Origin of the sequence: Pelagibacterium sp., assembly GCF_035555455.1 — a bacterium.
Lineage (GTDB): Bacteria > Pseudomonadota > Alphaproteobacteria > Rhizobiales > Devosiaceae > Pelagibacterium.
In genome coordinates this window covers 51,015-73,510 of record NZ_DATMGM010000022.1, presented here as the reverse complement: position 1 = coordinate 73,510, position 22,496 = coordinate 51,015, and the positions used below count along the sequence as shown (strand labels likewise).

Sequence of the window (22,496 nt, the reverse complement as noted above, 5' to 3'; positions counted from 1 at the left end):
GTACGCCGTAAACGTCGCGCCACCCTTCTCGGCCAAAACCTTGGTGATCGCAGCAGTCAGGCTCGTCTTGCCGTGGTCAACGTGACCAATCGTGCCAATGTTGACGTGCGGTTTGCCGCGATTGAATTTTTCCTTGCCCATGCTCACAACCATACATCAAGAGTTAGAACTGCCGGGGCGTTTACCCGGTTAAGAGAACGGAAACAAGTGCTTTTTCTTTTAGCCGCCCCGAACACCGGCACGGGGGGCGGCAAGCATACAAAAGCGCTCTGCCCGGCCCCCCATCACCCACGGCTTACGCAACACCGTCTAGCTGAGCAGGCGCGAGTTACGCTCGCCAGAGCGCACTTCCGTGGGACAGGCCATCACGACCCGGATGTCGTCAAAGTCCCGGTCACCGTTAACGCGGTCTTCCCATCCGTAATACATGTACTGGCCGGGGCTGCATCCGACTGTCGCTTCCTGCGGATTTCGGTTGGTCTGCCGCCGAGGAATGAGCGTACCGGGCTTTCCATCGGGGCTCACGCACTGCTCGCGCCTCTCACAGTGGATCGTTTCGAGAACCTTGTTCGGTCTCAGGCTCGTCAGCCCCGTATGGCTGTCTGCCTTGCCGCGTTCCGTGACCGTATCGGTGTAATGATTGAACCGCCGGCCCCCGCTATCCCAACGGTCCGCAGTCACCCGCCTTTGCCGGACATCCTCCAGTGCGTTCTCTACGTTCTCAAGGCGCATGCTCATATGCGAACCTGCCGGACATTGCGGCATGATATAGGTGTATTCGCGCTGCCCGATGCTCCCGCCTCTGATCGGCCGCCAAACCCCTTCGACCTCGGTATCGAGATGTTCCGGCCCCAGCCTAGTGCGGTTTTCGTACTTGGATTTCAGCAAGGCATCATTGATGGGGTTATCCTCATCCTTGGGGTCGCCCGGGTCGGGGGTGAAGGTTGAGCCGCCATTATCGGCAATTGGCACCATCTGGGTGCGCCGGGGCAACTTGGGATCGTTGAGCGGCCGGTCGGGCCAATAGCAATAGAGCCACAGCCGGTTGAAGTCCCACGCCTCGAACTCAAGGGCGGCGAATTCAGGCGGACTGTAGTGAAGGTCAGGATTCGACACGCGCGCCACTGCCGAAACCCGGATATGCTGGGTTTCCCCCACTCCGGGGAGCAATTTGATGAAGGCGAGCGGCACATCGACCTCCCCAATGACCTCAAAGTCGATGTCGGAACCGTTCAGCCATCCGCCATCGAAAGTGGCATCGCCTGCCCATTCCCCGCTATAATGTGCCTGAAATTGGCCTCTCGCGACGGCGAACACATCATCCTCGTGCGCGCCTTCCAGAAGAGCATTGAGTGCCGCTGCGTCGGTCTCAAGCTGCAACCGATCCTTCACATGCTGCAAGTGCACATAATCGACGGCCCATCCGGCCATCGCGATGAACGGTATCGCCATGATGGCGAAAATGATGGCGACCACGCCGTCATCCCGTCTCAGAAAGCTGCTCAGTCCGCGTCCCATTTGCCTGCCCGCACCCCTTGGCAGCGCTGCGCGCGCCGTTAACGCCTATCGGGCCGGCACAGAGCCAGCCCGGACAGAGCACACGATAACGGAATGGATTTTAAGTAAACTTACGCTGTTTCAGAAAAACTGAGGCTAAAGGTTTACCCGATGTTAAAGTAAGGCACCCTCACTCATAAAAGCGCCGCGCCCGGTCCACCTCATTGCGCGAGCCGATGATGATGCCGATACGCTGGTGCAGATCGACCGGCTCCACATCGAGAATTCGCTGCGTCCCCGTCGTTGCCGCCCCACCGGCGGCTTCCACGATCATCGCCATCGGATTGGCTTCGTACAACAACCGCAGCCTGCCGCCCTTGTCCTTGGTTCCTTCGTCCTCGGGATAAAGGAACACCCCGCCCCGGGTCAGAATGCGATGCAGATCGGCGACCATCGCCGCACACCAGCGCATATTGTAGCTTTTCCCGAACGGCCCCGCCTTGCCTGCGATGCAGGCATCGATAAACGCGCGGGTCGGTGCATACCATTGCGATTGCCGCGAGGCGTTGATGGCAAATTCCGCACTGTCTGCCGGGATGCTCACCCCATCGCGCACAAGAACGAATTCGCCCTGCGCCTCGTCGAGACTGAAGACCGCCACCCCCTGCCCCGTGGTCAACACCATCAACGTCGCTGGCCCATAGAGCACATAGCCAGCCGCCAGCTGCCGTGTACCCGCCTGCAACACGTCATCGGCCGTGACGCTGCCAGCACCGCCCACATCGAGCACCGAGAAGATCGACCCGACCGCACCGTTGATTTCCAGATTGGACGAGCCATCCAGCGGGTCGAACACCAGCGCCAGCTGCGCATTGCCCGCTTCCGGCACCAGTTCGATATCGTCGAGTTCTTCCGAAACCATGGCCGCCAGAACGCCGCTGTTCCGTCCCCGGTCCAGGAAAATGTCGTTGGCGACCACGTCGAGCTTTTTTTGCACCTCGCCCTGGACGTTTACGTCCTGTTCGGCGGCGGTGTCGCCCGCGATCGACGCCGCCTTCAGCGCCTTGGAGATGTCGAACGCGCAATCGGCCACCAGCGAAAAAACGGTTCCGATGGCGTCATCGATCCTGCGGTCATCAATCCAGTTCTTGAGAGTTTTGCGTACCATCGGCCCATTCCAACGTGATCAGGTCGGCCCCTGATTAATGAGCCATCATCTTTGCGTCCACTCCAACGAAAGTTTCACATCCTGCCATCATTTTCCATCAACATTTGGCCTGGACATCGGGGGTTTAGCCTCCGGCGTCAGGGCAACATTATCGATCAGCCGCACCCCGTCGAGCCACGCCGCCACCAGCAACCGGGCCGGTTTGGTGAGCTTTGAGACCCGTTCCAGCGTGTCCGAGTCGCGCAATTCCAGATACTCGACCTCTGCATATCCCGCAGCCAGCACCGCCTGTCTTGCCTCCGCGATAGCTTGACTAACCTCTTGTCCTGCCTCGATATTTCGCGCCGCCGTCATCAGCGCCGCCGCCAGCGATGGAGCAATTTTGCGCGCGTTTTCGCCCAGCCGGACATTGCGCGACGACAACGCCAGCCCATCCGGTTCCCGCACGGTCGAGACGCCAACAACCTCAACCTCTATATCAAGATCGCGCACTAACCGCCTGATTATAGCCAGTTGTTGATAATCCTTCTCCCCAAACAACGCGACATCCGCACGCGTCTGGAGCAGCAGCTTGGCCACAACCGTCGCCACCCCGTCGAAATGCCCCGGCCGATGAGCGCCGCACAGCCCTTCACTCAGCCCGGAAACGCTGACCTTGGTCACAAAGCCGTCGGGATAGATTTCCCCCGCATCCGGCGCATACATCAGGTCCGCACCCCCGGCGGAAAGCCGTTTGAAGTCAGCTTCCTCGTCTCTTGGATACTTGGCCAAGTCATTGGCATCGTTGAATTGTTTTGGATTGACAAAGACGGAAACGATGACCCGCTCCGCCATGTCTCGTGCCGCCTGCACAAGCGCCATGTGCCCGTCATGCAGCGCGCCCATGGTGGGTACCACGGCAACCCGATCGCCGCTATCATGCCATTGCGCCACCACGCTGCGCAGGTCGGCAACGGTCCGGACGATCCTGGTCATGGATTGGAATCGCTGAAAAGATGCTCCGGGGCGGGAAAGCTGCGAACCCTCACCTCCTCGGCATAAGCGGCAATCGCGCTTTCGGCATCATTGCCCAATTGCGCAAAACGTTTGACGAATTTGGGCTGGAAATCCACAAACATTCCCAAAATATCATCCACCACCAAAATCTGCCCGTCACATGCCGCGGACGCGCCGATGCCGATGGTCGGCACCGCAATGTCCTCGGTGATCTGCCGGGCCAGCGCCTCTGGCACCTTCTCGATCACCACCGCAAACGCCCCGGCTTCCGCGACCGCATGCGCGTCGCGCAACACCTGCTCCGCCTCAGCCCCACGCCCCTGCACCCTGTATCCGCCAAACGCATTGACCGCCTGTGGCGTCAAACCGATATGCGCCACCACGGGAATCGAACGCTGCGACAGGAACCGGATGGTCGGCGCCATCTGCTCGCCGCCCTCGATCTTGACCGCCTCCGCACCGGTTTCGCGCATCAGATGCGCCGCATTGCGGAACGCTTCTTCCGGGCTCGCTTCGTACGATCCGAACGGCATATCCACCACCATCAGCGCGGAATTCAATCCGCGGCGCACCGCCTTGCCATGCAGGACCATCATGTCGAGGGTGACCCCGAGCGTATCGGGCAAACCGTGCAAAACCATACCCACACTGTCGCCCACAAGCACGAGATCGCAATGCTTATCAACAAGTTGGGCCATCGGCGTCGTGTAAGCGGTCAGGCACACGATAGGCATCCCGCCCTTGCGCGCCCTGATCGCCGGTGGCGTCATCGGACGCCTCGTTGACCCGGTCTCTGTCATCCGATCTCTCCCCAAATTGGTCCGAGCCAGCGGTGACCTGCTCGAATTTCGCCGCCCTCTTAGCGCATCGTGACGCAGCCCGAAACCGGACCTTCGACGGAAGATATGCGCCCCACACCTATTTTAGGCCTGAAAGCGGCTTTTCGTGATCGTGATGCCGGCACTCGCCGTGATCGGCCAAAATTTCGATCACCCGGCACGATTCCACCTTGCCCTGGGTGCAGCCTTCGACCATCCGCTCCAGTTCGGCCTTGAGTGCCATCAGGCTGCGAAGCCGGCGCTCCACTTCGATCAGATGCTGTTTGGCCAGCGCATCAGCTTCGGCGCACGATTGCTCCGGCTCATCCTGCAGCGCCAACAGCCTGCGGATGGCCTCGACATCGAATCCAAGCTCCCGGGCATGGCGGATAAAGGCCAGTCGCTCCACATCAGTCCGGTCATAAAGGCGGCGATTGCCATCGGTCCGATCCGGCAGCGGCAGCAGGCCGATCTGCTCGTAATAGCGCACCGTGGGCACCTTGACGCCGCTGGCGCGGGCCGCCTGACCGATCGAAACTGCGGTCTGCATTTTTCCTCTTGCTCCTATAGTCGCTATAGGAACTAGATAGGGTGTCATCGCAATTGGAGCAAGACGATGACCGAGCCGTTGATCAAAACCCGCATGCGCGTCGAAGGCATGGACTGCGCAAGCTGCGCCGCCAAGATCGAGACCGCCGCACGCCGGATTGCGGGCATTTCCGAGGCTTCAGTCTCGGTCGCTAACGGCACGGTCACCCTCGATCATCAAGTCGAAGCCGATCTGGCGTCTTTTGAACGCAGTGTCAGGGCCATGGGATATACGGTCACGCCGACCGCGCCAAATGGCGCTGCCGCTCCGCTGTCCAGCCATGCCCACCTGCCCGATGGTCCATGGTGGAAAACCGGCAAAGCGCGGCTGACCATTGTGTGCGCCATCGCACTGATTGTCGCCTTCGTCGCCGAACAATTTGTTCCAGCCCTCCATCCGTGGGGATTCATCGCCGCCGTGCTGGTGGGCCTCATTCCGATCGCCAGCCGCGCATTGGCCGCCGCGCGGGCCGGCACGCCCTTTTCCATCGAGACGCTGATGACGGTTGCTGCCGTCGGCGCCATCGTCATCGATGCCAGCGCAGAAGCTGCCGTGGTTGTGGTGCTGTTTCTGGTCGGCGAACTGCTCGAAGGCGTCGCTGCAGGACGAGCGCGCGCCTCGATCCGCGCCCTTGCCGACCTCGTGCCCAACATCGCCATGCGCGAACATGAGGGCCACACCCACGAAATCCCTGCCGAACAGCTTGCCGTGTCCGATATCGTCGTGGTTCGTCCGGGCGACCGGATACCGGCAGATGGCGAGATCATCGCCGGCGAAAGCTCCATCGACGAAGCCCCGGTGACCGGCGAATCCGTTCCCCGGGCCAAAGGTATCGGCGATGCTGTTTTCGCGGGCACGATCAATCACGATGCCGTGCTGCGCATTGCGGTCACCGCAGCGGCGGCAGACAACACGATCGCAAGAGTGATCAGGCTGGTCGAAGAAGCGCAAGAAGCCAAAGCGGCAACCGAGCGTTTCATCGATCGGTTTTCAAAATATTACACACCGGCGATCATGCTGGTCGCGCTGCTCGTTGCTGTCCTGCCGCCCCTTGTCACCGGCGCGTCGTGGGACGAGTGGGTCTATAAGGGCCTTGCGCTACTGCTGATCGGGTGCCCTTGCGCATTGGTCATTTCCACCCCGGCCGCCATCGCCGCGGCCCTCTCTGCCGGCGCTCGCAATGGGCTTCTCGTCAAAGGCGGCGCGGTGCTGGAAACACTCGGCAAGGTCGATCGGGTCGGCTTTGACAAGACCGGAACGCTGACCGAAGGCAAGCCCGAGGTAACCGACATTGTCGCCCTGCAAGGAGAGGAACAGAACGTTCTCACCATCGCTGCCGCGCTGGAAGCTGGCTCAAACCATCCCCTGGCACTCGCCATTCTCGAACGCGCGCAAATGGATGGGATTGTCTGGCCCTGGATCGACGATGGAGCCGCCCATGGCGGCAAAGGCGTGTCGGGCACTGTGGGCGAGCAATCTGCGTTCCTCGGCTCCGCCCGCGCGGCGGCGGCTTATGCGCCAATCTCGGACGCCACGCAACAGCGCATCGATGCTCTTAATGCCGAGGGTAAAACCGTGTCCGTCCTTGTGATCGATGATACCGCCACGGGCCTTATCGCCATGCGCGACACGCCCCGTCCCACGGCAATCACCGGCCTCGCCGCCCTGCGCGCCCAAAACGTAACGGCCGTCATGCTCACCGGCGATAACGCCCGCACCGCAAAAGCCATTGCCGCAGATCTGGGCATTGAAGCCCATGCCGACCTGCTCCCCGATGACAAGCAGGCGATCGTCAAATCCTGGCAGCAGGACGGGCACGTGGTCGCCAAGGTCGGCGATGGCATCAACGACGCCCCCGCCCTTGCCGCCGCCGATGTCGGGATCGCCATGGGCAGCGGTACCGACGTGGCGCTGGAAACCGCCGACGCGGCGATCCTCAACAGTCGCGTGGACGGCGTAGCGGCCATGATCGGCCTCTCGCGCACCGCAATGGCCAATATCAAGCAAAACATCACCATCGCCCTGGGGCTCAAGGTCGTGTTCCTGATCACCACGCTTCTGGGGATCACCGGCCTGTGGCCAGCCATTCTCGCCGATACCGGCGCGACAGTCCTGGTCACCGCCAACGCCATGCGGCTATTGGCGTGGAAGAGCCAGCGATAGAGGCAAGACCCTAAGAGGCTTCGCCCATCGACTCCACCGAACCCAGCAACCGGTCAGCCAGCAACAGCGCGCTGCCGGTTGCGAGGATCATCTGCGGCAGCACCAGCCATTCCAGTGTCCACGCTGCACCTGAGCGCTCGTTTTCGTGCACCATGGATTGCGCCATCGTCCCCGAACTCCCCGCTGTATAGCGAGCGAGAGAGACCAGCACTTCAGCCGCCACCGGGTTGGATTTGTGCGGCATGGCCGATGACCCCCCGCCTCCGGCCAGTGTGATCTCGCCAATAGAATTCTGGGCCATCAGGGCAATATCCTGCCCGATCTTGCCCAGACTGCCGCAGACGAGACTGAGCCAATCCGCCAGTTCGACAACGGCATCGCGCTGGTTGTGCCAGGACTTTTCTGAAAACCCGAGCCCGAGCTTTTCGGCTAGAACCTTTGTGACACGCGGTCCCTCCGCCCCAAGCTTTTCCTGATTTCCGACCGCCCCGCCATACTGAACCACCAGCAAGCGCGGCAGCAGCTGTTTCAATCGGTCTTGATGACGCGCCAGGGGCAACCGCCAATCGGCAATACGGTCGGCTACCGCGATCGGCAGGGCGTCCTGCATCCGCGTCCGCGCCATCACTCGCCGGTCACCGAACCGTTCGGACAACCCGTCGAGCCGCCCCGCGATGCCGGCAATTCGACTGTCCAAAATCGCACAGATGGATTTGAGCCGTATGACGAGGCTGGTGTCGATCACATCCTGACTGGTCGCACCAAGATGCAGCACACGGGCCGCCTCGCCCTCCAGCACCCCGCGCATCTGCCGAACCAGTTCCGGCGCAACCACCCCGTCCCGCCCGAGTCCCTGCCGCAGCCCCTCAATATCGGGAACAAATGTCTCGGCGAGACGGGCAATCCGGGCCGCTGCCTCGGGGGCCACGATCCCGCAATCCGCCTGCGCCTCCGCCAGTTCCGCCTCAAACGCCACCATGGCAGCGATATCAGCGTCCTTGGATAAAAACCCGGCCAGTTCGGGATCGCCGAACAGGCCGGACAGGATCGGATGGTCGAACGCGGAAAGGGCCATCAGATATCCAGGAACACGGTTTCGCTTTCACCCTGAAGGTGAATATCGAAAGTTACTGTGCTCCCTTCCCTGCTGCCGATCATTGTATGATCGCGGCCCACCATCCGGGCCTTGGCTAGGATAGGGTCGCCCTTGTTGGCTGCATCTTCATCGGAAAAATACATCCGCGTCTGCAACCCCAGATTGATGCCACGCGCCACGATCCAGAATGTGATGTGCGGTGCCATAAACCCACCGCCCGGCGCGGGAACCGGCCCTGGCTTGATGGTCTCGAACGAAAATTCGCCGTTCTCGCCCGCCGCTTGCCGTCCCCAGCCCGAAAAATTGGGGTCCACGCCCGCACGATGCTCCGCCGGGCTGTTGTAGATACCATTGGCATCGGCCTGCCAGATTTCGACGACACAGTCGAACACCGGCTTTCCAGCGCCATCCAGCACACGGCCCTGAACGGTGATCCGCTCGCCCTTCACCCCATCCGATATGACGGTGACGCCCGGGTCTTCAGCAATAACGCCCGTGATGTCATACTCATTGGGGGTCATCCCGATATGCACATAAGGGCCCGCCGTCTGTGATGCGGTTTCCTTCAGGTACTCGATCGGCCTCGTCATCAATTTCCCTCCGGACGATTTTCAAAGAAGGTCGAACGCCGCCCACGCAGCACCATATCGAACCGGTACGCGCGCAAATCCATAGGGATTGCGTTGTTCATGTCCAGCCGCGCGACCAGACGATCGATGGCGGATTTATCCGATATAGTATTGACGATCGGGCAGATCGGCACCAGCGGGTCGCCCTCGAAATACATCTGGCTGATCAGGCGCTGGGCAAAGCCCGATCCGAACAGCGAGAAGTGGATATGGGCCGGCCTCCAGTCATTGACGCCATTGGGCCACGGATAGGGCCCCGGCTTGATGGTGCGAAACCAGTAATATCCGTTCTCATCGGTCACGGTGCGCCCAAAACCACCAAAATTGGGATCGAGCGGCGCGCGATAGCCTTCACGCTTGTGGCGATAGCGACCACCGGCATTGGCCTGCCAGAATTCGACCAGCGCGTTGGGCACGGGCCTCGCGTTCTGGTCGAGCACATAGCCGTGCACCACGATACGCTGCCCGATGGCCTCTTCACCGGGGCGGGCGAAGTTCACGATCAGATCGTTATCGAGCTCCCCGAGCATATTGTGCCCGAATGCCGGCCCGGTCTTTTCGCTCAGGGTGCTGGCATAGCTGATCAGGGCCTGCTTTGGCGCCCGCAAGGTGCTCGACTTGTAGCCGGGCGTGAACGCGGGCGGATGCTGGCTGTAATCGCGCTCCATGAAGGCCGCGGCCTCGGCCCGTGCATTCGATAGCCTCTCACTCATCGCCATTTCCTTTCCCCATGCGATCCAGCGCTTCCCGTGCCAGCTTCATGGCGTGGTTGGCGTGCGGAACGCCCGCATAAATTGCCACATGCAGCAGGATCTCGCGAATATCGTCTTGCGTAGCGCCAGTGCGCGCGGTCGCCTCGATATGCATCACCATTTCCTCGTAATGCCCGAGCCCGGCCAGCAGTGCGATGGTGACGATCGAGCGCTGCCGCTTGTCCCAGTTGGAACGCGACCACACATGCCCCCACGCCGCTTCAGTAATCAGCGTCTGGTAGGGTTTCTCGAACTCGCTGGTCGCCGCCACTTTCTGGTCGACATAGTCTTCGCCCAGCACGCTGCGCCGGGTCGCCATTCCCTGTTCGTAGCGGGCCGAGGGCCCGTCATGATGCGGCATCGCGCATCCTCCTTTCCTTCAATCGTTCCACAAGCTGGCCGATCGCATCGGCCACCTGTCGGGGCGCTTCAATACAGGGCAGATGCCCCACGCCCTCGATGATCCCAAAACTGCTGTCCGCCAGGCTGTGCGAAAACCCTTCGACCAGGTCGGGCGGCGTCGCGCCGTCCTCGGAGCCGACGAGCACAGCAGCCGGAACGGCAATCCGTCCGCTGTCGCCGCTCCGGTCAAAACCGGCAATGGCCGCACAGGTCGCCAGATATCCTTCGATCGGCTGGCGGGCAAACATGGTCCGCGCCACGGCATATTCCGGCGCGCCGGACCCACGAAACGCGGCGCTGAACCAGCGCTCCATGATGCCGTCCGTCGCCGCTTCGAGCCCGCTGCGCGAAATGGTTTCAATCCGGTTGTGCCAGAAGTCCGGCGTCCCGATCTTTGCCGCCGTGTTGGACAGCACCAGTCCTGCAATCAGGTCGGGCCGGTCAAAATACAGTTGCTGGGCGATCTGCCCGCCCACCGACACCCCACAGATCACGGCACCGGAAATGCCCAGCCCGTCCATCAATCCGGCCAGGTCTCCGGCGTGGTCGGCAATGGAATAGGGCGTCGCCCCCGTTTCCGACAGCCCGTGCCCGCGCTTGTCATAGGCGAGCGTACCGCAATCTGCGCCCAGCCCGCCGATCACCCTGTCCCAGATGCGCAGATCGGTGCCCAGAGAATTGATAAAAACGATAGTCGGCGCCCCCGGACGGGCCGGACGGAACCGATAGTGCAAGACGAGATCGCCAAGCCGCATGCTGTTCATTTCTGTCCTCCAACGCATCCACCTTGGTGCAGCCAAATAGTTTTGTAAAATGAAACTATTGCCGCTATACATAACCCAGCAATCATGGATTTGCCGATGACCGATAGCCGCGTTCGTTTTCGCCACCTCCGGACTTTTATCGAGGCTGCCCGGCACAGCTCCATCGGCAGTGCCGCCCAGATTCTGGGCGTCACCCAGCCCGCAGTCACCAAAACCATCCGCGAACTCGAAACTATCCTGGGCAAAAAACTGTTCGAAAAGGACGGGCGCGGGGTGCGGATTACTCGATACGGCGAGGTATTCCTGCGTCACGCCGGGGCCTCCGTTGCCGCCATCCAGCAAGGCATCGACAGCCTCGATCGCGCCCATGTCGGCCCGCCGCTGCGCATCGGCGCCCTGCCCACGGTATCGGCGCGGATCATGCCCCGGGCGATGGTCCGTTTCCTTGCAGAGGGCACGGAAAGTCCGGTCAAGATCGTCACCGGCGAAAATCAGGTCCTGCTCGAACAATTGCGCACCGGAACCCTCGATCTGGTGATTGGCCGTCTCGCCGCCCCCGAACAGATGATCGGCCTGTCGTTCGAATATCTATATTCCGAGCAGGTCCATTTCGTGGTGCGCGCCGGCCATCCGCTTCTGGCCGAGCCGCGATTCGATTTCGGACGCATTCGCGAATACCCGATCCTCATGCCCTCGGTCGGCTCCGTCATCCGCCCGTTCGTCGACCGCTATCTGCTGGCCCACGGAATGGCCGAACTCCCCCACACCATCGAAACCGTATCGGACGCGTTCGGCCGGGTTTTCGTCGAAGAAACCGACGCAGTCTGGGTGATCTCCGATGGTGTTATTGCCCGGGACGTGGCCGCCGGACGCCTCGTTCCCCTGCCGGTCGACACATCCGAAACGCGGGGCGCGGTGGGGCTCACCACGCGGGAAAAAGTCCAGGGCAACGCGTCCCTCGACATCCTTTGCCGCATCGTACGGGAAATTTCCCGCGATCTCGAAAACTGAGTTCAGCTACTCGGTCAGCCCCTTGCCGTACAGCACCAGAGCCGCCTCCGCCGCTGCCGCCTTGAGACGATCGATGGCCGCATCGAGCGTTTCGCGATCGATCCGCGATGTCGGCCCGAACATCGACAAGGATGCCACCATGCGCCCGCCATGGGTCAGCACCGGCACTGCGATCGCTGTGATACCCTCCTCGCGTTCGCCCAGATTATAAGAAAATCCCCGCTTTCTGGAGAGCTCGATTTCCTCTTCCAGCATGTCCCGGCTGGTGATCGTTCGGCCGGTCATCGCCGTAAACCGCAGCGAGGACAGATATTTCTCTCGCTCACGCGCAGAAATATGCGCCAGCCACATCTTGCCATGCGCCGTGCAATAGGCCTCCAGCTTGTCGCCGACACGAATATCCACCGACAGGGAGCGCTGCGAGCGGGCCCGGGCAACGCACACCACCATTCCCGCCTGATAGATCGTCGCCATCGAGGCTTCCCGCAGATTGCGGGTCACGTCCTCCAGCAGCGGCTGGAGCAATTGTCCGAGCCGATCCTGTTCGAGCGCCCGATCCCCCAGATCGACCAGCATATAGCCGAGCCGATAGCTGCCCTTTGCCGCCTGGACCAGAGCGCCTTCGGCCTCCAGCGTCTTGAGGAAGCGATGGGCGGTAACAGCATTCATGCCCAGCTCGGCCACCACATCGGCCGCCGACACCACCTCCCTGCCCCGGCCCAAAAGCCGCAGGATATCGAACGCTTTTGAAACCGAATTGTTTAACTGTGTCGCCAATCGTCTCGCTCGCTCGCCCGACTATCCCATCATGGCCGGAAAGAACAACACGATCGCCGGAAAAGCCAGCAAAAGTGCAACGCGAACCAATTCGATCAGAAAGAACGGCATGGCGCCCTTGAACGTTTCCATCATCGGCACGTCTCGCGCCATGGAATTGATGACGAAGACGTTCATCCCTACAGGCGGCGTTATCAGCCCCAGCTCGACGACGATCAGAGCGAGAATGCCAAACCAAACCTTGGTATCGGTGAGGCTCATACCGAAATCGAGTTGCGCGATCACCGGCCAGAAGAACGGCATGGCCAGAATGATCATCGACAGGGAGTCCATCAGGCATCCGAGCACGATCAGCGCCACCAGCAGCAGAATCAGGATGACGTAGGGTTCAAGCCCCGAGGTCAGCATCATGTGGGCCGCGGCCTGCGGAACTCCGCCCCGCGACATGAATATCTTGAGCAGTTCCGCGCCCAGCACGATCAAATAGATCATGCCTGATGTTTTCGCTGTCTCCAGGATGGCATCCAACACGTCCTTCCAACCCAGCAGACGCCGCACTGCACCATAAAGCAGCACCAGGAACACACCGATCGACGCTGCCGGCGTTGGCGTGAACAACCCGGCATAAATGCCGCCGATGACCAGCCCGAACACCACGACTACGGGCAGAACGCCGATCGTAGCCCGGATCAGCTCTTCCCGGCTCACCGCTCCGCCGCGCGGCCCGGCTTCCGGCACGATCCATGTGTAGATAGCAATGACGATCATGAAGAAGACCACGGCGATCAGGCCGGGAACGAGCGCGGCGGCAAACATCGTGACAATATTTGCCTCAACGATTACCGCGTAAACGACCAGCACCACCGAAGGCGGGATCAAAATGCCAAGCACGCCGCCAGCCGCCAGCGTTCCCGTCGCCAGAGCGGGTGAATAATTGTAACGCCGCAGTTCAGGCAGAGCCACCTTGCCCATCGTCGAAGCCGTGGCCAGAGACGAGCCGCACACCGCACCAAACCCGGCACAAGCAGCAATGGCCGCCATTGCAACCCCACCTCTTAACCGGCCAAACCACGCATTAGCCGCCCTGAACAGTCCGTGGGATAATTTCGCCTTGGTGGCGATATGGCCCATCAGGATAAACAGCGGCACCACGGACAGGTCGTAATTGGAGAAGGTGCCGTAAGCCAGGGTCTTGAGCTGGGACAACAGGATGGCGGGCCCTGACAGGATCAGGATGCCCCCCATGCCGACGGCGGCCATGGCATAGCCGATGGGAATGCGGATGGCGATCATGCCAACCATGACGGCGAGTCCGAGCAACCCGACTACCAGTTGTGAAGTCATTGAAGGTTCCGATGTGTTCGGGTTGAGGCTACGCCGACTCGGCTTCTTCCGGCACGACGCCGTAGGTCGACTGCATGAGATTGGCGATACCCGCCAGAACAAACAGCGCCAGGGACACAAGGATCGGGATATAGGCGTACCAGAGCGGGAACTGATAGATTGCAGTGGTTTCCCGGTACGTCATCTGATCGATCAGGCCATAACTCATGCGCCAGAGCAGAATACCGGCGAAGGCCACTCCGCACGCCGCTCCGAGCCCCGCCAGTGCCACGACAGTGCGCCGCCCCATGCCGGAAGTGAAGATATCGGCGGTCACGTTAGAGCCGGTCACCTGACAATAAGGCAGGAACATAAACATCCCCACCGCCGTCCCCACCTGGACGATCTCATAAACCCCCGGAAACGGCCGGTTGAACAGCATGATCAACGCCACGCTGTAAACGTTGGCGGCGACGACGCCTAAGATGACAAGCCCACCAAGCAAGGCCCAATAACGCGTTAGATCGCGAATGAACCGAACTGCAGCTTGTCGTTTGAGCGCCGTCGCCATGAGCGTTCTCCTTACTTGGCGTGGGCCGCAACCGCCGCGCGGGCCGCATCGACCAGCGCTTGCGCGTCAATCGAACCCTGTCCGCCGACCTCATCGACCCAGCGCTCCACCACCGGCTCCATGGCCTCGGTGAACGCGGCGCTTTCCTCAGGCGTCAACGTCACATGGTGGTTGCCCGCCGCGATGGCGATTGCAATGCCTTCCTCGTCGATATCGCGCCAGATCTGCCCCACTTCGTGCAGCCAGTCCTCGTCGGAATTATCGAGGAAGATTTGCCTGATATCGTCCGGCAGACCGTTCCAGCGATCAAGGTTCATCGACACCTGGAACACGCTGGCGCCCAGACGCCCCTTGTCAGCCAGTTCGATCTGATACTCGGTCAGGTCCTGCAATTGCAGCGCCGGGATGATCTCCCAGGGCACGAGCCCGCCATCGACAACCCCGCGCGACAATGCCTGCGGGAAGTCCGGAACTGGCATCGACACCGGGTTTCCACCCAGCGCCTCGACCACCCAGGCCCCGGTGCGCGTTGGAATGCGTAGCGTTGTCCCGGCGAGATCCTCGGGCGTCCGCACTTCCTTGGAGGCCATATGGATCGCCTGCCCCGCATGTACGTGCTGGAACAGCACTTTCACGCCCACATGCTCCTCGGCGAGATACTCATCGAACAGATCGGCGATCGCCATATTGGTGGCTTCGGGATCGTTGGTATGAATGTTGGGCAATTCGAACACTTCGGTGCGCGGGAACAGCCCCGGCGAATATCCGTTCAGCGTCCAGATCAGATCGACGACGCCATCGCGCGCCTGCCGGATCAGTTCCGCCGGGGTCCCTCCCAAAGACATCGACGGATAGATTTCGATCTCCACGCGCCCGTCTGACGCCTGTTCGATCCGTTCGGCCCACGGCTCCAGCATTTGCGTTTGCGCTGGAGCGCCCGGCCCAAGAAAGTGATGCAGCGTGAATTTGAACTCCGCCTGCGCGAAGGCCGGCCCGGCAAGCGCCGTGGATACAAGAAGCGCGCCCGCGCCCAACGCGGCGCGGCGACTGATGGAAAGTCTCATGATGAATTCCTCCTCACCCTCTCCCAAGGGATAGTCTAGACGCATTTTCAATTAGCATCGACAATTACTTTTTTAGAGCATTCGCGATCACATTGTAAAATAACTTTTCCACTGCAACTCATTACCTGCCGCTCATGCTTTATCGCAAAGCAATCGCAATACATCGTCCCTGCCCTCAGCAAACCGCATGAATCCACTATTCATCCCATGCATTCTGCATTTATACGATTGACGAAACCGATGCCCTGCGACACCCTAAATAAGATATCAAAATTTCAAATATAGAAATATGCCATGCCAACTCCTGAACCCCTGACCCTCACCGCCGGTGGCGCGCTGCTGGCGCGCCTCAAATCGGTTGGCGTTGATTATATCTTCGCCAATTCCGGCACCGATTTCCCGCCCATCATCGAGGGCCTCGCCGAGGCCGCGGCCAAGGATGTGCCCCTGCCCCAGGCGCTGGTGATGCCCCACGAAAACGCCGCCATGGGCATGGCGCATGGATATTATCTGGCAACGGGCCGCGCACAGGCGGTGATCGCTCACACCAATGTCGGCCTCGCCAATTGCGCCACCGGCGCGATCAACGCCGCCGTCGAGAACATCCCTGTCTTGCTGTTTTCCGGCCGCACGCCGGTCACCGAGGCCGGGCGCTTCGGCGCGCGCACTGTCCCGATCGGCTGGGGTCAGGAAATGCGCGATCAGGCTGCCCTCGTGCGCGAGGCGGTCAAATGGGATTATGAACTGCGCTTTCCCGAGCAGGCCGGGGCTCTGGTCGATCGCGCCTACGCCATCGCCAATTCGACGCCCAAGGGGCCGGTCTATGCGGCCCTGCCGCGCGAGGTTCTGTGCGAGCCCTATGCCAATGACGATCTCGACCTGCCGCTCACCATGCAGCCGGTCCATGTCGCGCCCGATGCAAGCCAGATTTCCCGGCTTGCCGATGCAATACGCAAGGCGCAATTTCCTGTGATCATCGCCCAGCACGGTGCCGGCGGCGCCGATGCCTTTGCTGCCCTTTCAGCACTCGCCGAACGCTGGGCCATTCCCGTGTGCCACTATTGGGCGCTCCAGATTGCCATCCCGACCGACCATCCGATGTATGCCGGGGTCGATCCCTCCTGGCTGCTCGACAGGGCCGATCTGGTCATCGTCCTCGATTCGCTCGCGCCCTGGTCGCAGCAGGCCCATGCGGTCCGTCCGGACGCGACAGTGGCCCATATCGGCCCTGACCCACTCAAGGCGCGAATGCCCATCCGCAATTTCCGCGCCGACATCACCACCGCCTGCGAACTGGCTGACGGCGTCCTTGCCCTGTGCACCGCGCTTGAGGAGGCCGAACCCGGTTCCACCGTCGCCACACGCCGTTCGGAGATTGTCGCACGCAACGGCGAAAGCCGCCAAACCGCCATCGCTAACGCCGAGAAAGGTCGCGATGGCACCATGTCGGCGGATTATGTCGCGCTGAAAATATCCCAGGCCCTTACCGGTCGCGATGCTGTGCTCCTGTCGGAACGCGGCTGCCCGATGCCCGCGATGACTCTCAGCCATCACCGCGCCTGGTATCAGGAGCCCCATGCGGGCGGACTGGGCTGGTCCTTTCCGGCGGCGCTCGGCATGCAATTGGCCGAACCCGACCGACTGGTGGTCGCCACTCTGGGAGACGGCTCTTACATGTTCGCCAACCCCGTCGCCTGCCATCAGATCGCTGAAGCGCTCGACCTTCCGGTGCTCGTCATTGTCATGAACAATGCCGAATGGGCGGCGGTGCGGCACTCGGTGCTCGATATCTACCCCCAGGGCTACGCATCGAAAACCAATCAGATGCCGTTGACGGGGCTCAGCCCCATCCCCGATTTCGTCAAGGTGGCCGAAGCCAGCCGGGCCTTCGCGCGACGGGTGCCCGATGCCGATACGCTCGACATCGCCCTTGCCGAGGCGCTCGACCATATCGCGACCAACCGCACTCTGGCGCTGCTCGACGTCACTATCCGGAACTAGAGTGCAGGACTGATCATCCACTGGATGCGCAGCCCCCAAACCAAAAGGAGAGGACAAGATTTGTCCTCTCCTTTCTTGATCTACCCCGCCGATCAGAACGGGTAGTGGATCGGGCCATCCTGCACGGTCACCCAGCGCAGTTCGGTGAATTCGGCAATGCCCCAATTGCCGCCGAACCGGCCATAGCCCGATGCCTTCACACCGCCAAACGGCATCTGCGCCTCGTCGTGGACCGTCGGTCCGTTGACGTGGCAGATGCCACTTTCAATACGGCGGGCAATGGCCAGCGCGCGGTTGACGTCCTTGCCGAACACAGCGGACGACAGCCCATATTCCGTGTCATTGGCGACGCGCACCGCCTCGTCGACACTGCTCACCCGCACCACGGTAACCACGGGTCCAAACGATTCCTCGCCATAGATCCGCATCGATGGGGTGACCTTGTCGAGCAAGGTGGCATCCATGATTGTACCCTCGACCCGGCCACCCGCTGCCAGCACGGCCCCCTTGGCGGTCGCATCCTTGATCAACTGCTCGATCCGCTGCGCGGCCCCGCCGTCGACCACCGAGCCGAGCGGCGTGTTGCCCTGCCGTGGATCGCCAGCGATCAGGGTCTTGGCCTTTTTCGCAAGCTTTTCGACAAACGCGTCGGCAATGGTATCCATCACCACGATCCGCTCCGTCGACATGCAGATCTGGCCCTGGTTCATGTACGAGCCAAAAGCTGCTGCCGCCACTGCCGCATCGAGATCGGCATCGTCGAGCACGACAAAGGGCGCTTTCCCGCCCAATTCCAGCAAGGTAGGCTTGAGGTGCCGGCCAGCCTTTTCCGCGATCACCCGTCCGACCCGCGTCGAACCGGTGAAATTGACCCGGCGCACAGCCGGATGCGCGATCAGCGTTTCGACGATCTCGGCGGCATCTTCTGGCGCGTTCGACACTGCGTTCAGCGCGCCTTTGGGCAGGCCCGCTTCAATCAGGGTTTCAACGATCAGCCGATGGGTGCGCGGGCATAGTTCGGAGGTCTTCATCACCACTGTATTGCCACAGGCCAGGGGCGTCGCCAGAGAACGCACGCCCAGGATAACCGGCGCATTCCACGGTGCCATCGACAGCACTACCCCTGCCGGTTGCCGCACCGCCATGGCGAGGCTCCCCGGACGGTTGGAAGGCACGATTTCGCCCTTGATCTGCGTCACGAGGCTTGCAGCTTCGCGCAGCATGTCTGCGGCGAGCGTGACGTTGAACATCGCCCAGCCTGCCGTGGCCCCGATTTCCGATCCCATCGCCTCGACAAACCGCGGGCCCTTTGCCTCAAGCAGGTCGGCGGCCTTGAGCAGGATCGTGCGGCGCTCTTTTGGCGACGTGCGCGACCACTCCGGAAACGCGGCGGCGGCGGCATCGGCGGCCCGCTGGGCGTCCTCTACCGTGGCGGCAGCGGCCAGCGTGGCGACTTCGCCGGAAATAGGGTTGAGCCGCTCGAACACCGCCCCGCCCGTCGCCCCATGATCTTCATTTGCAATGAGCAATCCAAGCTGATCCATCGCACTTTCCTTTCCAGATCAAGCGGCTGTGCCGCCAAGAAACGCCTGTTGAACCGCCGCATCAGTCTTGAGCGCTTCGGCGGCACCTTCTCCAACAATTCGGCCCGTTTCCATCAAGTAGCCTCGGTCCGAGATTGAAAGGGAAATCGATACATTCTGTTCGACCAGCAGCAATCCAACGCCGGTCTGTTTGATGCGCCGCAGCGCCCCAAACAATTCAGTCACCACAATCGGAGCCAGCCCTAGACTGGGCTCATCGAGCATCAGATATCTGGGATTGCTCATCAGTGCCCGTCCGATCGCCACCATCTGCTGTTCGCCGCCGGACATGGTGCGCACCATTTGTTTGCGGCGTTCCGCAAGGCGCGGGAAAAGCTCGTAGATCAGCGCGTTGCGTTCGGTCTCCGTGGCCCGCGCCCGGCGGGGGTTGGCGCCCAGCACCAGATTTTCGGCGACGGTGAGATCGCCGAACACGCCCCTGCCTTCCGGCACCAGCGCGATCCCGGCTTCAGGTATCCGATGGGGCGCCATGCCAACGATGGATTCCCCGTCGAGCCGGATTGCCGAACCGTCGTCTGGACGGGCCAGCCCCGCAATCGCCTTGAGCAGAGAGGACTTTCCAGCCCCGTTCGCGCCAAGGATGACGACCGTTTCACCTTCGGAGATCCTGACGGTGACGTCATCGAGTGCCTGGTGACGGCCATAGTGCAGCGACAGATTGACGACTTCAAGCATGGCCTTCTCCCAGATAGGCCGCGATCACGCCCGGGTCGGCGAGCACTTCGGCGGTCGGACCATCGGCGATCTTCTTGCCCACATTCATCACCACGGCGCGGCTGCACAGCGCCCGGACGGCCTCCATGATGTGCTCGACCAGAAGAATGGTCATGCCCCGTTCGCGCAGGGACATGATCAGGTCGATGCCGATCGCCAACTCAGTGGGATTAAGCCCCGACAGCCATTCATCGAGCAATAAGAGGCGCGGTTCTGCGGCAAGCGCCCGTGCCAGTTCCATCCGCTTTTGATCGATATAGGTCAGGTCGTCGGCATGTTCTCCGCCACGCCCCGCCAGCCCGACGTCGGCCAAGAGGTCCGAAGCTCGCTCCAGAGCAGGCGCGCCCCAAAGGGGATTCGGTCGGAATGCCAGGGCCGCGATGACGTTTTCCGCCACCGTCAGCGACGGCAGGATTTTCACCAGCTGGAACGTCCGCGCCACGCCCTTATGGGCGATCTTATGCGGCGGCAGTCCGGAGATCGTGTCCCCGGCCAGTGCGATATGTCCGGCAGTCGGCGTCAGGGCGCCGGAAATCATGTTGAGCACCGTCGTCTTGCCTGAGCCGTTCGGCCCCAAGAGCGCGACAATTTCCCCCTCATTGACGCCGAAGCTTACATCACTGACTGCGGCCAGCCCGCCGAACTGCTTTTTCAGTCCCGTGATTTCAATCAACGCAGTCATTGCGTTGCCTCACTTGCTTCAACTGGCACTTCAGGAGCACGGCGCGAACGAACCTGCTTTAGCGCATCCTCGAAAAACGCGAGCACACCACGGGGGACGACAAAGACAATTGCGATGAACATCAGGCCGAGAATAATCGAATAATGGTTCGGAAAGTTGGCGCTGAGCCATTCGAACAGCAAGAACAGCGGAATCGCACCCAGCATCGGCCCCCACAACCGGTTCGCACCGCCCAGAAGCGCCATGATCAGCGTCAGGAACGAGATGGTGGGATTGAACACGATCGAAGGTTCGACATAGGTCCAGCGCGGTGCCTGGATCGCCCCCACAAGCGTGATGATGGTGGCGCTCACCGCAAACAGGGCCAGTTTGACCCCCGCGATATTGATCCCCGTATGGGCGGCGACGGTTTCGTCATCACCGATCACCTTGAGCGCCAGCCCGATCCGCGAGCGGGAAATCCACCACCCGATGGCGATGGTGATCGCCGCAAGGCCCAATAACTGCCAGTAAATCTGCTCGGAACTGATCGGCAGGAAAATGTACCGTCCCAGCGTCCCGGTGACGTTCACCTCGTACCAGGTGACCAACTGCCGGATCAGTTCGGCGAGCCCAAATGTGAAGATCACGAAATAGATCCCCACCAGCCTCAATGTGGCCAGCCCCACGACAAGCGCCACCACCAGCCCGATCACCCCCGCAATCGCCAGCACCAGCGGATAGGGCAGGCTCTCACTGAGCACGGCGACCGTATAGGCACCGATCCCGAAAAACGCGACGGTCGCCAGCGAGATGTAGCGGGTCGGGCCCGAGAAAAGCGCCCAGGCGCTGGCCAGCGTGACGTAGCCGGTCATGCCCAGCAACAGCCCCACGCCATAGGCCCCAAACCGGGTCGGCAACCACGCCAGCGCGGCCAGAGCAAGCGCCGCAAGCCCAAATCCACCAACGATACGGATCATCGTCCCGCCGCCTTTCCGAACAGGCCAGACGGCTTCCAGAGCAATATGGCAAGAAAAATGACATAGGTCGCCGCCAGCGTCAGTCCCGGATCGACATAGGTTGCGACCATCGTTTCCACCACGCCCAGCAACAACCCCGCCACCAGCGCGCCCAGCAGATTGCCTAGCCCGCCCATGATCACGATGACCAGCGCCTTCATGGTGAACACGACCCCCATCGACGCGGTGAACGTCTGGTACATGGAAATCATCACCCCGCCCGACGCCGCCAGCATGGTGCCGAGCGCAAAGGCAAACCGCGCCGTGCGGTTGACATCAATACCGACCAGCGGCGCTGAAGCGGGCGCCACCGCCACCGCGCGGATGGCCGTCCCCCAGCGCGATCGGGTGAGCAGCACATACAGCGTGCCCCCGATCACCACCGCCATCGCAAACGCCAGCAGCCGGTTGGCGGCGATGTTGGAGCCCAAAACGTTCACGCCGAAATTGAGGAAACTGTAGCTCATGTAGTTCGAGCCGAACCAGACCAGCATGATGCCCTGAATGACGAACATCAGCCCGAATGTCGCGAGGATCGAATCCACCTCAAGCGTGCCGCTCCTGGCCGACCGCTTCACCAGCGGCTGCATCATGATCCCATAAACGAGATAGCCGAACGCAAACGCGCCGGGCAGCACAATCAGCATCCCCACGAGCGGATTGATGCCGAAGGTCGAAAACAGGATGAAGGCGGAGAAAGCGGCGAAAATCGTGATCTCGCCATAGGCCAGATTCATGATGCGCGAGATGCCGTATTGGAGCGTGAGGCCCATGGCGACCAGCGCATAGGTCCCCCCCAGAACCAGACCGGAGATGAGCGCTGTCAGAAGCATGGCAATGCCTGTCCTCGTATGCGTTTGGCGGCCCTGCGCCCGTT

At 61.5% G+C, this 22,496-nt stretch carries 23 protein-coding genes; 3 read left to right on the top strand and 20 right to left on the bottom strand.

Annotated features, from left to right (window positions below; genetic code table 11):
- The 6 genes from VNS12_RS04000 to VNS12_RS03975 all read right to left on the bottom strand — a co-directional run.
- Nucleotides 1-141, bottom strand: a 141-nt coding sequence (locus VNS12_RS04000) for a GTP-binding protein (protein ID WP_325486553.1), incomplete at its 3' end; no start/stop codon positions are given.
- A gap of 168 nt (nucleotides 142-309) precedes the next feature.
- Nucleotides 310-1,476 carry a pilus assembly protein TadG-related protein gene (locus tag VNS12_RS03995; RefSeq protein ID WP_325486550.1) on the bottom strand — a complete coding sequence of 389 codons (1,167 nt, stop codon included), beginning with the start codon at nucleotides 1,474-1,476 and terminating at the stop codon, nucleotides 310-312.
- A 211-nt stretch (nucleotides 1,477-1,687) separates the two neighbouring features.
- Nucleotides 1,688-2,665 (bottom strand): class 1 fructose-bisphosphatase, encoded by a 978-nt coding sequence (locus VNS12_RS03990; protein WP_325486549.1) that lies wholly within the window; start codon nucleotides 2,663-2,665, stop codon nucleotides 1,688-1,690.
- Between the two features lie 87 nt (nucleotides 2,666-2,752).
- Nucleotides 2,753-3,640: a pantoate--beta-alanine ligase gene (gene panC / locus VNS12_RS03985; protein WP_325486548.1), complete on the bottom strand. Its 888-nt coding sequence runs from the start codon at nucleotides 3,638-3,640 to the stop codon at nucleotides 2,753-2,755.
- Nucleotides 3,637-4,461: a 3-methyl-2-oxobutanoate hydroxymethyltransferase gene (panB, locus tag VNS12_RS03980; protein WP_325486547.1), complete on the bottom strand. Its 825-nt coding sequence runs from the start codon at nucleotides 4,459-4,461 to the stop codon at nucleotides 3,637-3,639. The genes panC and panB overlap by 4 nt, the downstream gene beginning before the upstream one ends.
- 118 nt (nucleotides 4,462-4,579) lie before the next feature.
- The gene (locus VNS12_RS03975) at nucleotides 4,580-5,029 is read right to left on the bottom strand and encodes a MerR family transcriptional regulator (protein ID WP_325486546.1); all 450 of its coding nucleotides are present in this window, start codon (nucleotides 5,027-5,029) and stop codon (nucleotides 4,580-4,582) included.
- Between the two features lie 66 nt (nucleotides 5,030-5,095).
- On the opposite strand from VNS12_RS03975, the gene VNS12_RS03970 reads away from it, so the two are divergent.
- Nucleotides 5,096-7,231: a heavy metal translocating P-type ATPase gene (locus VNS12_RS03970; protein ID WP_325486545.1), complete on the top strand. Its 2,136-nt coding sequence runs from the start codon at nucleotides 5,096-5,098 to the stop codon at nucleotides 7,229-7,231.
- A 10-nt stretch (nucleotides 7,232-7,241) separates the two neighbouring features.
- Here VNS12_RS03970 and VNS12_RS03965 read toward each other — a convergent pair whose 3' ends face one another.
- The 5 genes from VNS12_RS03965 to pcaD are packed head-to-tail and all read right to left on the bottom strand — an operon-like array spanning nucleotide 7,242 to nucleotide 10,874.
- Nucleotides 7,242-8,306: a 3-carboxy-cis,cis-muconate cycloisomerase gene (locus VNS12_RS03965; RefSeq protein WP_325486544.1), complete on the bottom strand. Its 1,065-nt coding sequence runs from the start codon at nucleotides 8,304-8,306 to the stop codon at nucleotides 7,242-7,244.
- The gene (gene pcaG / locus VNS12_RS03960) at nucleotides 8,306-8,917 is read right to left on the bottom strand and encodes a protocatechuate 3,4-dioxygenase subunit alpha (protein ID WP_325486543.1); all 612 of its coding nucleotides are present in this window, start codon (nucleotides 8,915-8,917) and stop codon (nucleotides 8,306-8,308) included. Before pcaG ends, VNS12_RS03965 begins: the two co-directional genes overlap by 1 nt.
- Nucleotides 8,917-9,669 carry a protocatechuate 3,4-dioxygenase subunit beta gene (gene pcaH / locus VNS12_RS03955; RefSeq protein ID WP_325486542.1) on the bottom strand — a complete coding sequence of 251 codons (753 nt, stop codon included), beginning with the start codon at nucleotides 9,667-9,669 and terminating at the stop codon, nucleotides 8,917-8,919. Before pcaH ends, pcaG begins: the two co-directional genes overlap by 1 nt.
- Complete coding sequence (pcaC, locus tag VNS12_RS03950; protein WP_325486541.1) at nucleotides 9,662-10,069, bottom strand: 4-carboxymuconolactone decarboxylase; 408 nt, start codon at nucleotides 10,067-10,069, stop codon at nucleotides 9,662-9,664. The genes pcaH and pcaC overlap by 8 nt, the downstream gene beginning before the upstream one ends.
- A complete protein-coding gene (gene pcaD / locus VNS12_RS03945) occupies nucleotides 10,056-10,874 on the bottom strand; it encodes a 3-oxoadipate enol-lactonase (protein ID WP_325486540.1) in 819 nt (272 codons plus the stop codon). The genes pcaC and pcaD overlap by 14 nt, the downstream gene beginning before the upstream one ends.
- 96 nt (nucleotides 10,875-10,970) lie before the next feature.
- Between pcaD and pcaQ the strand changes: the two genes are divergently transcribed.
- Nucleotides 10,971-11,885 carry a pca operon transcription factor PcaQ gene (pcaQ, locus tag VNS12_RS03940; RefSeq protein ID WP_325486539.1) on the top strand — a complete coding sequence of 305 codons (915 nt, stop codon included), beginning with the start codon at nucleotides 10,971-10,973 and terminating at the stop codon, nucleotides 11,883-11,885.
- A gap of 6 nt (nucleotides 11,886-11,891) precedes the next feature.
- On the opposite strand, the gene VNS12_RS03935 is transcribed toward pcaQ, so the two are convergent.
- Genes VNS12_RS03935 through VNS12_RS03920 form a run of 4 tightly spaced genes read right to left on the bottom strand, consistent with a single transcriptional unit; the run spans nucleotide 11,892 to nucleotide 15,620 of the window.
- Nucleotides 11,892-12,662: an IclR family transcriptional regulator gene (locus tag VNS12_RS03935; protein WP_325486538.1), complete on the bottom strand. Its 771-nt coding sequence runs from the start codon at nucleotides 12,660-12,662 to the stop codon at nucleotides 11,892-11,894.
- Nucleotides 12,663-12,683: 21 nt separating this feature from the next.
- The gene (locus VNS12_RS03930; protein WP_325486537.1) at nucleotides 12,684-14,006 is read right to left on the bottom strand and encodes a TRAP transporter large permease; all 1,323 of its coding nucleotides are present in this window, start codon (nucleotides 14,004-14,006) and stop codon (nucleotides 12,684-12,686) included.
- 28 nt (nucleotides 14,007-14,034) lie between these two features.
- Nucleotides 14,035-14,556 carry a TRAP transporter small permease gene (locus VNS12_RS03925; protein ID WP_325486536.1) on the bottom strand — a complete coding sequence of 174 codons (522 nt, stop codon included), beginning with the start codon at nucleotides 14,554-14,556 and terminating at the stop codon, nucleotides 14,035-14,037.
- An 11-nt stretch (nucleotides 14,557-14,567) separates the two neighbouring features.
- Nucleotides 14,568-15,620 carry a TRAP transporter substrate-binding protein gene (locus VNS12_RS03920; RefSeq protein ID WP_325486535.1) on the bottom strand — a complete coding sequence of 351 codons (1,053 nt, stop codon included), beginning with the start codon at nucleotides 15,618-15,620 and terminating at the stop codon, nucleotides 14,568-14,570.
- Between the two features lie 294 nt (nucleotides 15,621-15,914).
- On the opposite strand from VNS12_RS03920, the gene VNS12_RS03915 reads away from it, so the two are divergent.
- Nucleotides 15,915-17,621 (top strand): thiamine pyrophosphate-requiring protein, encoded by a 1,707-nt coding sequence (locus VNS12_RS03915; protein WP_325486534.1) that lies wholly within the window; start codon nucleotides 15,915-15,917, stop codon nucleotides 17,619-17,621.
- A gap of 92 nt (nucleotides 17,622-17,713) precedes the next feature.
- Here the strand turns inward: VNS12_RS03915 and VNS12_RS03910 are convergent, their stop codons facing one another.
- Genes VNS12_RS03910 through VNS12_RS03890 form a run of 5 tightly spaced genes read right to left on the bottom strand, consistent with a single transcriptional unit; the run spans nucleotide 17,714 to nucleotide 22,452 of the window.
- Nucleotides 17,714-19,165 carry an aldehyde dehydrogenase gene (locus VNS12_RS03910; protein WP_325486533.1) on the bottom strand — a complete coding sequence of 484 codons (1,452 nt, stop codon included), beginning with the start codon at nucleotides 19,163-19,165 and terminating at the stop codon, nucleotides 17,714-17,716.
- An 18-nt stretch (nucleotides 19,166-19,183) separates the two neighbouring features.
- Nucleotides 19,184-19,900, bottom strand: a complete 717-nt coding sequence (locus VNS12_RS03905) for an ABC transporter ATP-binding protein (RefSeq protein ID WP_325486532.1) — start codon at nucleotides 19,898-19,900, stop codon at nucleotides 19,184-19,186.
- On the bottom strand, nucleotides 19,893-20,621 hold the full coding sequence (locus VNS12_RS03900; RefSeq protein ID WP_325486531.1) for an ABC transporter ATP-binding protein: 729 nt from the start codon (nucleotides 20,619-20,621) through the stop codon (nucleotides 19,893-19,895). The genes VNS12_RS03905 and VNS12_RS03900 overlap by 8 nt, the downstream gene beginning before the upstream one ends.
- The gene (locus VNS12_RS03895; protein WP_325486530.1) at nucleotides 20,618-21,580 is read right to left on the bottom strand and encodes a branched-chain amino acid ABC transporter permease; all 963 of its coding nucleotides are present in this window, start codon (nucleotides 21,578-21,580) and stop codon (nucleotides 20,618-20,620) included. Before VNS12_RS03895 ends, VNS12_RS03900 begins: the two co-directional genes overlap by 4 nt.
- Nucleotides 21,577-22,452: a branched-chain amino acid ABC transporter permease gene (locus tag VNS12_RS03890; protein ID WP_325486529.1), complete on the bottom strand. Its 876-nt coding sequence runs from the start codon at nucleotides 22,450-22,452 to the stop codon at nucleotides 21,577-21,579. Before VNS12_RS03890 ends, VNS12_RS03895 begins: the two co-directional genes overlap by 4 nt.
- Between the last annotated feature and the right edge of the window lie 44 nt (nucleotides 22,453-22,496).

What these genes read in the sequence shown, in the direction of transcription:
- pcaG (WP_325486543.1), bottom strand. Translation starts at nt 8,917, where the DNA reads ATGACGAGGCCGATCGAGTACCTGAAGGAAACCGCATCACAGACGGCG.
- VNS12_RS03895 (WP_325486530.1), bottom strand. Translation starts at nt 21,580, where the DNA reads ATGATCCGTATCGTTGGTGGATTTGGGCTTGCGGCGCTTGCTCTGGCC.
- VNS12_RS03890 (WP_325486529.1), bottom strand. Translation starts at nt 22,452, where the DNA reads ATGCTTCTGACAGCGCTCATCTCCGGTCTGGTTCTGGGGGGGACCTAT.
- pcaH (WP_325486542.1), bottom strand. Translation starts at nt 9,669, where the DNA reads ATGAGTGAGAGGCTATCGAATGCACGGGCCGAGGCCGCGGCCTTCATG.
- VNS12_RS03930 (WP_325486537.1), bottom strand. Translation starts at nt 14,006, where the DNA reads ATGACTTCACAACTGGTAGTCGGGTTGCTCGGACTCGCCGTCATGGTT.
- VNS12_RS03970 (WP_325486545.1), top strand. Translation starts at nt 5,096, where the DNA reads ATGACCGAGCCGTTGATCAAAACCCGCATGCGCGTCGAAGGCATGGAC.
- VNS12_RS03900 (WP_325486531.1), bottom strand. Translation starts at nt 20,621, where the DNA reads ATGACTGCGTTGATTGAAATCACGGGACTGAAAAAGCAGTTCGGCGGG.
- panB (WP_325486547.1), bottom strand. Translation starts at nt 4,461, where the DNA reads ATGACAGAGACCGGGTCAACGAGGCGTCCGATGACGCCACCGGCGATC.
- VNS12_RS03965 (WP_325486544.1), bottom strand. Translation starts at nt 8,306, where the DNA reads ATGGCCCTTTCCGCGTTCGACCATCCGATCCTGTCCGGCCTGTTCGGC.
- VNS12_RS03975 (WP_325486546.1), bottom strand. Translation starts at nt 5,029, where the DNA reads ATGCAGACCGCAGTTTCGATCGGTCAGGCGGCCCGCGCCAGCGGCGTC.
- VNS12_RS03990 (WP_325486549.1), bottom strand. Translation starts at nt 2,665, where the DNA reads ATGGTACGCAAAACTCTCAAGAACTGGATTGATGACCGCAGGATCGAT.
- pcaC (WP_325486541.1), bottom strand. Translation starts at nt 10,069, where the DNA reads ATGCCGCATCATGACGGGCCCTCGGCCCGCTACGAACAGGGAATGGCG.
- VNS12_RS03910 (WP_325486533.1), bottom strand. Translation starts at nt 19,165, where the DNA reads ATGGATCAGCTTGGATTGCTCATTGCAAATGAAGATCATGGGGCGACG.
- pcaQ (WP_325486539.1), top strand. Translation starts at nt 10,971, where the DNA reads ATGACCGATAGCCGCGTTCGTTTTCGCCACCTCCGGACTTTTATCGAG.
- panC (WP_325486548.1), bottom strand. Translation starts at nt 3,640, where the DNA reads ATGACCAGGATCGTCCGGACCGTTGCCGACCTGCGCAGCGTGGTGGCG.
- pcaD (WP_325486540.1), bottom strand. Translation starts at nt 10,874, where the DNA reads ATGAACAGCATGCGGCTTGGCGATCTCGTCTTGCACTATCGGTTCCGT.
- VNS12_RS03905 (WP_325486532.1), bottom strand. Translation starts at nt 19,900, where the DNA reads ATGCTTGAAGTCGTCAATCTGTCGCTGCACTATGGCCGTCACCAGGCA.
- VNS12_RS03915 (WP_325486534.1), top strand. Translation starts at nt 15,915, where the DNA reads ATGCCAACTCCTGAACCCCTGACCCTCACCGCCGGTGGCGCGCTGCTG.
- VNS12_RS03920 (WP_325486535.1), bottom strand. Translation starts at nt 15,620, where the DNA reads ATGAGACTTTCCATCAGTCGCCGCGCCGCGTTGGGCGCGGGCGCGCTT.
- VNS12_RS03925 (WP_325486536.1), bottom strand. Translation starts at nt 14,556, where the DNA reads ATGGCGACGGCGCTCAAACGACAAGCTGCAGTTCGGTTCATTCGCGAT.